This is a genomic window from Pseudomonas sp. CM25 (assembly GCF_013179705.1).
In the GTDB taxonomy this organism is placed as follows: domain Bacteria; phylum Pseudomonadota; class Gammaproteobacteria; order Pseudomonadales; family Pseudomonadaceae; genus Aquipseudomonas.
Window position 1 is genome coordinate 1 of record NZ_JABMCW010000189.1, and the last position, 10764, is coordinate 10764.

Genomic DNA, 10764 nt, shown 5'->3' on the forward strand with positions numbered 1-10764 from the left:
CGCCCACGAGCGCATCATGTACGAGCGCCTCAAAGTGGCCATGGCCAGCGAAGGCCTCAGCGGCCAGCCGCTGCTGGTACCGGAAACCCTGGCCTTGAGCCAGCGCGAAGCCGACTGCGCCGAAGAGCACGCGCAGTGGTTCCAGCGCCTGGGCTTCGAATTGCAGCGCCTGGCCCCGGAAAGCCTGGCGATCCGCCAGATTCCGGCGCTGCTCAAGCAGGCCGAGGCCAACCGCCTGGTGCAGGACGTGCTCGCCGACCTGATGGAGTACGGCACCAGCGACCGTATCCAGGCGCACCTCAACGAACTGCTGGGCACCATGGCCTGCCACGGCGCGGTGCGCGCCAACCGGCGCCTGGCAATACCCGAGATGAATGCCCTGCTGCGCGACATGGAAAACACCGAACGCAGCGGCCAGTGCAACCATGGCCGTCCCACCTGGACCCAGATGGGCCTGGACGACCTGGACAAACTCTTCCTGCGCGGTCGATGAAATGAGCGTCAAGCCCCCTGCGATATTCCTGATGGGCCCGACGGCGGCCGGCAAGACCGACCTGGCTATCGAGCTGACCAAGGTGCTGCCGTGCGAGTTGATCAGCGTCGACTCGGCGCTGGTCTACCGCGGCATGGACATTGGTTCGGCCAAGCCCTCGAAAGAAATCCTTGCCGCCCACCCGCACCGGCTGATCGACATTCGCGACCCGGCCGAGAGCTATTCGGCCGCGCAGTTCCGTGCCGACGCACTGGAAGCCATGGCCGACATTACCGCGCGCGGCAAGATCCCGCTGCTGGTGGGTGGCACCATGCTCTATTACAAGGCCTTGATCGATGGCCTGGCAGACATGCCGGCGGCCGATGCTGCGGTCCGTGCCGAGCTGGAAGCCCAGGCAGACGCCTTGGGCCTGGCCGAACTGCACCGCCAACTGGCCGAAATCGACCCCGAGTCGGCAGCGCGAATTCACCCCAACGACCCGCAGCGGTTGATCCGTGCGCTGGAGGTGTTTCGGGTGAGCGGCGAGAGCATGACGGTTCATCGCCAGCGTCAATTCGCTGAAAGTCGCGGCGCAGACGCAGGCGCTGCCGGACATTTGCCCTATACTGTCGCGAGTTTGGCGATTGCTCCTACAGATCGTCACATTTTGCATCAGCGAATTGCGTTACGATTTTCACAAATGCTGGAACAGGGCTTCGTTGAAGAGGTCCGATCGCTGCGAGCCAGAAGTGACTTGCACGCCGGGCTGCCGTCTATACGGGCAGTGGGTTATCGGCAGGTCTGGGATTACCTGGACGGCAAGCTGACTGAGAATGAGATGCGAGAACGCGGTATCATCGCTACTCGGCAGCTGGCCAAGCGGCAGTTCACCTGGTTGCGTGGCTGGCCCGATGTTCACTGGCTTGACAGCCTGGCCTGCGACAATCTGTCCCGCACCTTGAAATACCTTGGGGCCATCTCCATATTGAGCTGAGTCCCTGCTGATTGCCGTCTATTCTTGCGAAGGGGCGGCCTAATTTATCGATTTTATTGATTTTCTATTATTTATCCTTACAGGAGTGCGGCATATGTCAAAAGGGCATTCGCTACAAGACCCTTACTTGAATACCTTGAGAAAAGAAAAGGTTCCGGTATCCATCTATCTGGTCAACGGAATCAAGCTGCAGGGCTCGATCGAATCCTTCGACCAGTTCGTGGTACTGCTGAAGAACACCGTCAGCCAGATGGTCTACAAGCACGCCATTTCGACCGTGGTTCCGGCCCGTCCGGTTCGCCTGCCAAGCCCGACCGATGCCGAGCACGGCGACAGCGAGCCAGGCAACGCCTGATAGGAGCCTGCATTGTTCTTTGAGCGCCACGGTGGTGGTGAGCGGGCGTTGCTCGTTCACTTGGAAGGTCAGAACCCTGAGGCGCGCGAAGATCCGCAGGAGTTTCAGGAGCTGGCACTGTCGGCCGGGGCGGATATCGTCTCGCTGGTGACAGTGACAAGGCATCAGCCTTCGGCGAAATACCTGATTGGCAGCGGCAAGGTCGAGGAGCTGCACGACCTGGTCCATGCCGAGCAGGTCGACCTGGTGATTTTCAATCACACCCTCACGCCCAGTCAGGAGCGCAACCTCGAACGTGTGTTCGAGTGCCGTGTGCTCGACCGGACCGGGCTGATCCTCGATATCTTCGCCCAGCGGGCGCGTACCCATGAAGGCAAGCTGCAGGTCGAACTGGCCCAGCTGGACCACATGAGCACGCGACTGGTGCGCGGCTGGACCCACCTTGAGCGACAAAAAGGTGGTATCGGCCTGCGCGGCCCGGGTGAAACCCAGCTGGAAACCGACCGCCGCCTGTTGCGGGTGCGTATTCGCCAGATCAAGTCACGCCTGGAGAAGGTGCGCAGCCAGCGCGAGCAGGCGCGTCGCGGGCGCAAACGCGCAGACATCCCGTCGGTGTCGCTGGTGGGTTACACCAACGCCGGCAAGTCCACGCTGTTCAACGCCCTGACCCAATCCGAGGTGTACGCTGCCGACCAGCTGTTCGCCACGCTCGACCCGACCCTGCGCCGGCTTGAGCTGAACGACCTGGGGCCGATCGTGCTGGCCGACACCGTGGGCTTCATACGCCACCTGCCGCACAAGCTGGTCGAGGCATTTCGGGCTACGCTCGAAGAGTCGAGCAACTCCGACCTGCTGCTGCACGTGATCGACGCCCATGAGCCAGAGCGCATGGAGCAGATCGAGCAGGTGCTGGCGGTATTGGGCGAGATTGGTGCCGAAGGCTTGCCGATCCTCGAGGTGTATAACAAACTCGACCTGCTCGAAGATGTCGAGCCGCAGATCCAGCGCGATGCCGATGGCAAACCGCAGCGGGTCTGGGTATCGGCACGCGATGGGCGTGGCCTGGAGCTTGTAGGCCAGGCGATTGCAGAATTGCTGGGGGATGATCTGTTTGTCGGCACACTGTGCCTGGAGCAGCGTTTTGCCCGCTTGCGCGCGCAATTCTTTGCCCTGGGTGCCGTGCGCAGTGAAGAGCATGATGAAGAAGGGCGCAGCTTGCTGAGCGTGCGACTGCCCATGGTCGAACTGAATCGCCTGGTCAGTCGTGAAGGCATGGAGCCGCAAGTGTTTGTCGAGCAACACACTTTGCAATAAATGCTCGTCGAGGTCGTCGGGCAGCAGTGACAGGCATTCTGTAGCATTGGACGGCGCGCCGTGGGCGCGTCTTTGCTTTATCAGATGGAGAGCGCTATGGCTTGGAACGAGCCGGGTGGCAACTCGAACAATCAGGATCCCTGGGGCGGTCGCCGTGGTGGCGGCGGCGGCGGTGGTGACAAGAAAGGTCCGCCGGATCTGGACGAGGCCTTCCGCAAACTGCAGGACAGCCTGAATGGCATGTTCGGTGGTAACAAGAAACGTGGCGGCGGTGACCGCAATGTCGGCAAGGGTGGCGGCTATGGTCTGCTGGGCATTGGCCTGGCGGTGCTGGCGGCTATCTGGCTGTACAGCGCCGTGTACGTGGTCGACGAGCAGGAGCAGGCCGTGGTGCTGCGCTTCGGCAAGTACTATGAGACGGTCGGTCCCGGCCTGAACATCTACTTCCCGCCAATCGATCGCAAGTACATGGAAAACGTCACGCGCGAGCGTGCCTACACCAAGCAGGGCCAGATGCTCACCGAAGACGAGAACATCGTCGAGGTGCCGCTGACCGTCCAGTACAAGATCAGCAACCTGCAGGACTTCGTGCTCAACGTCGACCAGCCTGAGGTAAGCCTTCAGCACGCGACCGACAGCGCCCTGCGCCACGTGGTGGGTTCCACCTCGATGGACCAGGTGCTGACCGAAGGCCGTGAGCAGATGGCCGTGGATATCCGCGAACGCCTGCAGCGCTTCCTCGACAACTACCGTACCGGTATCACCGTGACCCAGGTCAACGTACAGAGCGCGGCAGCCCCGCGTGAAGTGCAGGAAGCCTTCGACGACGTGATCCGTGCCCGCGAAGACGAGCAGCGCGCCCGCAACCAGGCCGAGTCCTACGCCAATGGCGTGGTCCCCGAAGCCCGTGGTCAGGCCCAGCGCATCATCGAGGACGCCAATGGTTACCGCGACGAAGTCATCGCTCGCGCCAAGGGTGAGGCAGACCGCTTCACCAAGCTGCTCGTCGAGTACCGCAAGGCACCTGACGTAACCCGTGAGCGTCTGTATCTGGAGACCATGCAAGAGGTCTACAGCAATTCGAGCAAGGTCATGGTGGCGACCAAGGACGGGCAGAACAACCTGCTCTACCTGCCACTGGACAAGATGGTCGAAGGCAGCCGCAACCCGTCCGCGCCAACCGGCAGCGTGTCGCCATCGGCCAACGATGCGGCCGCGCGTGCAGCGCAGGACCTGCAACAGCAACAGCAGCCGCTGCGCACTAGGGAGAGCCGCTGATGAGCAATAGATCGCTGATCGCCCTGATCGTCGCCGTGGTCTTGGCCATTGTGGCCTGGAACAGCTTCTACATCGTGGGCCAGACCGAGCGCGCGGTAATGCTGCGTTTCGGTAAGGTGGTCCAGGCCGATGTCCAGCCTGGCCTGCACGTGAAGATTCCGTACGTCAACCAGGTGCGCAAGTTCGACGCCCGTCTGATGACCCTCGACGCCCCGACCCAACGGTTCCTGACCCTGGAGAAGAAAGCGGTGATGGTCGACGCCTACGCCAAGTGGCGCGTCAAGGATGCGGAACGTTTCTACACCGCCACGTCCGGCATGAAGCAGATCGCCGACGAGCGCTTGTCGCGTCGTCTGGAAAGCGGCCTGCGTGACCAGTTTGGTAAACGTACCCTGCACGAGGTGGTTTCCGGTGAACGTGACGCACTGATGGCCGACATCACTGCTTCGCTGAACCGCATGGCCAACAAGGAGCTGGGCATCGAGGTGGTCGACGTTCGCGTCAAGGCCATCGACCTGCCGAAGGAAGTCAACCGCAGCGTGTTCGACCGCATGAGCACCGAGCGTGAGCGTGAAGCCCGCGAGCACCGTGCCAAGGGTAACGAGCTGGCTGAAGGTATCCGTGCCGATGCCGACCGTCAGCGCCGTGTGCTGCTGGCCGAGGCTTATCGCGAAGCAGAAGAAACCCGCGGTGATGGTGATGCCCAGGCGGCCGCTATCTATGCCAAGGCCTACAGCCAGGACGCTGATTTCTATGCGTTCCACCGTAGCCTGCAGGCATACCGCGAGAGCTTCTCGAGCAAGAGCGACGTGATGGTCCTGGACCCGAAGAACGAGTTCTTCCGTTACCTGGACAAGAGCAGGCCTTGATGTTCAGGCCCCTGAGCTGAATCGGGAGCACCCCGCCTGGCAGGTAAAATTCCAGGCAGGGTGCATCCTGAATCAAAAGGGGTGTATGATGAGGCAGCCGGGAAATTTCCCGGCTTTTTTGCGTCTGCAAGGTTGATTGGCACTGCGCCAGTTGACGGTTTGGTCAGGTCGCAAGGCAATTTGAGGGTGTCGGGTACGGTGGCTGCGCTGGGATCAGTGCTGCCCGCTGCTGTGCGCGATACCGGCTTTACTGACGGCTTGCCTGCTGGCAGCCGCCCGGACCAGAGGGGAAATGGCGTAATGGCAACGGTAGACCGCTGGCTACTGCCAGATGGCATCGAGGAAGTACTGCCACCTGAGGCTGCGCGCATCGAAATTGCGCGCCGCCAGGTGTTGGACCTGTTCCAGAGTTGGGGTTACGAACTGGTCGTCACCCCGCATATCGAGTACCTGGAGTCGCTGCTTACCGGCGCCGGCCAGGACCTGGATCAGCGCACCTTCAAGGTGGTGGACCCGCAGTCCGGCCGCCTGATGGGCTTCCGTGCCGACTTCACCCCGCAGGTGGCGCGCATCGACGCCCACACCCTGCGCCGTGAAGGCCCGAGCCGCCTGTGCTATGCCGGCAGCGTGCTGCACGCCCAGCCGCGTGCGCTGTCGACCTCGCGCAGCCCGATCCAGCTGGGTGCCGAGCTGTACGGCGACGCCAGCCCCACCAGCGACGTCGAAGTCATCAGCCTGATGCTGGCCACGCTGCAACTGGCCGATGTGCCGGATGTGCACATGGACCTGGGCCACGTCGGCATCTACCGCGGCCTGGCGCGTGCGGCCGGCCTGTCCGGTGCGGTCGAGCAGCAGTTGTTCGACGCGCTGCAGCGCAAGTCGGTGGACGAAGTGCAGGCACTGACTGCCGACCTGCCGAAGGACCTGGGCAACATGCTGCGCGCACTGGTCGAGCTGTGCGGTGGCCGCGAGGTGCTGAACGAGGCCCGCGTGCGCCTGGGCCGTGCCCCTGCCAGCGTGCTGGCGGCGCTGGACGACCTGCTGGCGATCGCTGATCGCCTGGCGTCGCGCTACCCGGACCTGCCGCTGTACTTCGACCTCGGCGAGCTGCGCGGTTACCACTATCACACCGGCGTGGTGTTCGCCGTATTCGTGCCGGGCGAAGGTCAGTCGATCGCCCAGGGCGGGCGCTACGACGACATCGGCGCCGACTTTGGCCGGGCCCGCCCGGCAACCGGTTTCTCCACGGATTTGAAGACCCTGGTCACACTGGGGCGAGCGGAGGTCGTATTGCCAACTGGCGGCATCTGGATGCCGGACAGTGGCGACGCGGCCCTCTGGCAGCAAGTCTGCCAGTTGCGCAACGAGGGCCAGCGTGTGGTCCAGGCTCTGCCTGGCCAGCCGTTGAGTGCTGCTCTCGAGGCGGATTGTGATCGGCAATTGATTCAGCAAGACGGGCGCTGGCAGGTTCTGCCGCTGGCCCAGTGAGTTTCTGCGTCGGCAACAGGCCGGCAACCAAGTTTGCGTGAATGAGGACCAATGTAATGGGTAAGAATGTCGTCGTCCTGGGCACCCAATGGGGTGATGAGGGCAAAGGCAAGATCGTCGATCTGCTGACCGAACATGCTGCCGCCGTAGTGCGCTACCAAGGTGGCCACAATGCGGGCCACACCCTGGTGATCAACGGTGAAAAAACCGTGCTGCACCTGATTCCGTCCGGCATCTTGCGTGAAGGCGTACAGTGCCTGATCGGCAACGGCGTGGTCGTTGCCCCGGATGCCCTGATGCGCGAAATCACCAAGCTGGAAGAGAAGGGCGTACCGGTGCGCGAGCGCCTGCGCATCTCCCCGGCTGCGCCGCTGATCCTGTCGTACCACGTGGCCCTCGACCAGGCCCGTGAAAAAGCCCGTGGCGAAGCCAAGATCGGCACCACAGGCCGTGGTATCGGCCCAGCCTACGAAGATAAGGTCGCGCGCCGCGGCCTGCGCGTTGGCGACCTGTTCCACCGTGAGCGTTTCGCCGCCAAGCTGGGTGAGCTGCTGGACTACCACAACTTCCAGCTGGTGAACTACTACAAAGAGCCGGCCATCGACTTCCAGCAAACCCTGGACGAGTGCATGGCCTACGCCGAACAGCTCAAGCCGATGATGCTCGACGTCACCGCCGAGCTGCACAACCTGCGTCGTGCCGGCAAGGACATCATGTTCGAAGGCGCCCAGGGCTCGCTGCTGGACATCGACCACGGCACCTACCCGTACGTCACCAGCTCCAACACCACCGCTGGCGGTATCTCCACCGGTTCCGGCGTTGGCCCAATGTACCTGGACTACATCCTGGGTATCACCAAGGCGTACACCACTCGCGTAGGTTCGGGCCCGTTCCCGACCGAACTGTTCGACGAGACCGGCGCTACCCTGGCCAAGCGTGGCCACGAGTTCGGTTCCACCACCGGCCGTGCCCGTCGTTGCGGCTGGTTCGATGCCGTGATCCTGCGTCGCGCCATCGACGTCAACAGCATCTCGGGCATCTGCCTGACCAAGCTGGACGTGCTGGACGGCCTGGAAACCATCAACATCTGCGTTGGCTACAAGAACGAGAACGGTGCCGTCATCGACGCCCCTTCCGATGCCGACAGCTACATCGGCCTGGAGCCTGTGTACGAAGAGATGCCAGGCTGGAGCCAATCGACCCTGGGTGCCAAGACCCTGGAAGAGCTGCCAGAAGCTGCCCGCGCTTACATCAAGCGCATCGAGGAGCTGACCGGCGCGCCGATCGACATCATCTCCACCGGCCCGGACCGCAACGAAACCATCGTTCTGCGTCACCCGTTCGCCTGATCTGCCCTCCAGGCTGATCTGACGCCGCGGCCCTGAAAGGGGCCGCGGCGTTTTCATTCATGGAAAACCCATTGCTGAACCTTGGCGTTTATCCCTGCTGCCCCCGGCACAACCCTTGCTGTAAGAAGTTTCTGACGATGCCATCAAAATAGTGGCGCCAGAAAACACGAGGGTTACACCGTGTCTGCCATCCTCTCACTGTTACGAAGCCGCCTATTGCGGCCTGTGTTTGTTGCCTTGGGTATCGCGCTTCTGGTGCAGGTGCTGGTTGCCGTTGCACTCACGCGTAGCACGGTCACTGCCCTGGAGGCTGATCTTGGCGAGCGCCTGGGCAATGACAGCCGTCAGCTGGCCAGCGACCTGGAGCAAGCCGGGCAGGACGTGCGCTCAGGCCTCGACAGCCTGTCCAGCAGCACCCGCCAGCGCCTCAGCGCAGGCTTGTCTGCACGCCTGCAGAGCGAACAGCAGCAACTGCGCAGCACGCTGGAACAAAACCTCAAGGAGTCCGCCAATGACATGGCCGAGCTGTTGGCCTCGGTGGCCCCGCGGGCCATCTGGGACAACGACGTGCCGGTGCTTTCCGACTTCGCCCGCCGCGCACAGCGCAACCCCAACGTGCTGTTCGTGGTCTACGACGACGCCCAGGGCCAGCATCTGACCCGCTACCTGAACCGGCAAAACCCCATCAACCAAGCGTTGATGGAAAAGGGCCAGGGTGAGCGGGCGCTGGACAAGGTGATCGATGCGGCCCGACGGGACCCGGCGGTGTACTTCGTCGAGTCCCCGATCAACCCCAATGGCGCTGAAATCGGCAAGGTGGTGATGGGCGTCTCCACGGCCGGTATTGATCAGCAGCTCAAGGCCCTCGACCAGCGTTTCTCGGCCCTGATCGCCAGCGGTGAGCAACTGGTCGGCGACAGCCTGGTCGGTGCCGCCGCCGACAGTGGCAAGACCCTGCGCGAGCGCCTGGAGAAGGCGCAAGGCAGTGCTGCGGCAATGCAGGCCAATACCGCGCAGACTGTGCGTGACGCTGCCGCGGAGCTACGCTGGCGCATCGGTCTGGGTCTGGCGCTGGTCGGGCTTGGTGTGCTGCTGGTGGTCGCCGTGGTCCTTGGCCGTCGGGTGCTTAGCAAGCTGCGGCTGTTGATTGCTGCGCTCGATGACCTGGCAGCAGGGGAAGGCGACCTGACCAAGCGTGTGCGGCTCGACAGCCGCGACGAAATTGGCGACATGGCCTCGGCAGTGAATCGCTTTGTCGACAAGCTGCAGCCAATCGTTCGCGAGGCGGGCGAGGTGGCGCAGCGCACTGGCGTGGAGATTGGCGCAATGGCTCAGCGCAATGCAGGTGCCGATGCCGCAGCCGCGCTGCAACGGGATGAAGTGGCGGCCAGCCTGCGTGATCTGTCGAGCATGGCCGATGAGGCTCAGGCCGAAAGCCATGCGATGCAGGCGGCATTGCAGCAAGTGGTGGATATCCGCCAGGCAACCGACGAAAACAGCCGTACCTCGACTCAGCTGGCGGGCCTGATCGAGAACCTCGCCGGGCAGGTGGACGCCGGTTCTCAGGTGATAGAGCGCCTGGCCAAGCAGAGCGAGCAGATCGAAGTGGTGCTGACGGTGATCCACGGCATTGCCGAGCAAACAAACCTGCTGGCCTTGAACGCTGCCATCGAGGCGGCCCGTGCCGGTGAAACCGGGCGTGGCTTTGCTGTGGTGGCGGATGAGGTGCGGGCGCTGGCGAGCAAGACGCAAAGCTCCACCGGGGATATTCAGGCGCATATCGCCGCGCTGCAGAAGGGTGCCAAAGAGGCCGTGGCCACCATCAGCCAGGCCGGGCTCAAGGCCAGCGAAGGGCTGCTGGTGTTGCGTGACAATGAACGCCGCCAGCAGTCGGTGCAGGCTGCGGTGGAGCAGGTACATGCGGCCATCGGCCTGGCCACCCGAGCGGCCGAGCAGCAGGCAAATGGTGCGCAGGCGGTGCGCGGGCGGGTAGAGACCATTCATGCCCAGGCCGAGCGCTCGGCGGAGGTGGTGATGCAGACCACGGCCAGCAGCAAGGTGCTGGATGACCTGGCCGCACAACTGAGGGCGAGCCTGGGGCAGTTCAGGGCTTGAGGATGGTGGCGGTCTACGGCAAAGGGATTGCTCATATCAGCTCGATAGCCCGCCAGGGTGAGCTGCTCTGCCGCCATGATGGCATTTCCGCCCCCATACCGATAATCGCCTTACCAGGACTGAGTCACCTTCATCGTCAAACTTGCAGGCAATTTCCCAAATCGCCCTATTCGTCCACGTTCTATTGCAGCACCAGGCGCAGGGAACTAGTGTCTTTCGTACTAGGAGGCGCGCAGCGTAACCCGCCGTTTGCCTTTGGGAGCAGCCTTAAAATGGCGATGTCTGCAAGCCGTCGTTATCAGCCCAATCTTTACCAAGGAGAGGTAAGCATGGCTTTCGATGCTTTCCTTCTTCGCGAATTTTGACCCGCAGAGCATCAAAGAAAATGACCGGATACATCGGCTCCAGAGGCCGCTGTTGCCACGCGCCAATCTCCTCCATGACCTCGTCGGTCACGGAACTGATGAAGTCGGGCGAGACCTCTGTTCCATACTGCTCGGAGAGAAAGGCACGGATTTCTCTGACCGTCA

General features: G+C 62.7%; 7 protein-coding genes and 4 pseudogenes. 10 read left to right on the forward strand and 1 reads right to left on the reverse strand.

Annotation, left to right across the window (positions count from 1 at the left end):
* The 10 genes and pseudogenes from mutL to HP546_RS31885 form a co-directional block, all read left to right on the forward strand.
* Positions 1-493, forward strand: a pseudogene (gene mutL / locus HP546_RS18720) (DNA mismatch repair protein MutL); the annotation flags it as partial.
* Between the two features lies 1 nt (position 494).
* Complete coding sequence (miaA, locus tag HP546_RS18725) at positions 495-1466, forward strand: tRNA (adenosine(37)-N6)-dimethylallyltransferase MiaA (RefSeq protein WP_172228223.1); 972 nt, start codon at positions 495-497, stop codon at positions 1464-1466.
* A gap of 94 nt (positions 1467-1560) precedes the next feature.
* The gene (hfq, locus tag HP546_RS18730; RefSeq protein ID WP_172228225.1) at positions 1561-1821 is read left to right on the forward strand and encodes an RNA chaperone Hfq; all 261 of its coding nucleotides are present in this window, start codon (positions 1561-1563) and stop codon (positions 1819-1821) included.
* A gap of 12 nt (positions 1822-1833) precedes the next feature.
* Positions 1834-3135, forward strand: coding sequence for a ribosome rescue GTPase HflX (hflX, locus tag HP546_RS18735; RefSeq protein ID WP_172228227.1), 1302 nt, complete (start codon positions 1834-1836; stop codon positions 3133-3135).
* Between the two features lie 96 nt (positions 3136-3231).
* Positions 3232-4413 carry an FtsH protease activity modulator HflK gene (hflK, locus tag HP546_RS18740; protein WP_172228229.1) on the forward strand — a complete coding sequence of 394 codons (1182 nt, stop codon included), beginning with the start codon at positions 3232-3234 and terminating at the stop codon, positions 4411-4413.
* The gene (gene hflC / locus HP546_RS18745) at positions 4413-5282 is read left to right on the forward strand and encodes a protease modulator HflC (protein WP_172228231.1); all 870 of its coding nucleotides are present in this window, start codon (positions 4413-4415) and stop codon (positions 5280-5282) included. The genes hflK and hflC overlap by 1 nt, the downstream gene beginning before the upstream one ends.
* A gap of 300 nt (positions 5283-5582) precedes the next feature.
* Complete coding sequence (locus HP546_RS18750; RefSeq protein ID WP_172228233.1) at positions 5583-6770, forward strand: ATP phosphoribosyltransferase regulatory subunit; 1188 nt, start codon at positions 5583-5585, stop codon at positions 6768-6770.
* Between the two features lie 56 nt (positions 6771-6826).
* Complete coding sequence (locus HP546_RS18755; RefSeq protein ID WP_172228235.1) at positions 6827-8119, forward strand: adenylosuccinate synthase; 1293 nt, start codon at positions 6827-6829, stop codon at positions 8117-8119.
* A gap of 996 nt (positions 8120-9115) precedes the next feature.
* Positions 9116-9328: pseudogene (locus tag HP546_RS31880) on the forward strand (methyl-accepting chemotaxis protein); the annotation flags it as partial.
* A 360-nt stretch (positions 9329-9688) separates the two neighbouring features.
* A pseudogene (locus HP546_RS31885) lies at positions 9689-10234 on the forward strand (methyl-accepting chemotaxis protein); the annotation flags it as partial.
* 318 nt (positions 10235-10552) lie between these two features.
* Here the strand turns inward: HP546_RS31885 and HP546_RS18765 are convergent.
* Positions 10553-10764 (reverse strand): annotated as a pseudogene (locus HP546_RS18765) (transposase); the annotation flags it as partial.

Excerpts from the sequence above, each read along its gene's own strand:
- HP546_RS18750 (WP_172228233.1), top strand. The coding sequence starts at position 5,583 with ATGGCAACGGTAGACCGCTGGCTACTGCCAGATGGCATCGAGGAAGTA.
- hfq (WP_172228225.1), top strand. The coding sequence starts at position 1,561 with ATGTCAAAAGGGCATTCGCTACAAGACCCTTACTTGAATACCTTGAGA.
- hflC (WP_172228231.1), top strand. The coding sequence starts at position 4,413 with ATGAGCAATAGATCGCTGATCGCCCTGATCGTCGCCGTGGTCTTGGCC.
- hflK (WP_172228229.1), top strand. The coding sequence starts at position 3,232 with ATGGCTTGGAACGAGCCGGGTGGCAACTCGAACAATCAGGATCCCTGG.
- HP546_RS18755 (WP_172228235.1), top strand. The coding sequence starts at position 6,827 with ATGGGTAAGAATGTCGTCGTCCTGGGCACCCAATGGGGTGATGAGGGC.
- miaA (WP_172228223.1), top strand. The coding sequence starts at position 495 with ATGAGCGTCAAGCCCCCTGCGATATTCCTGATGGGCCCGACGGCGGCC.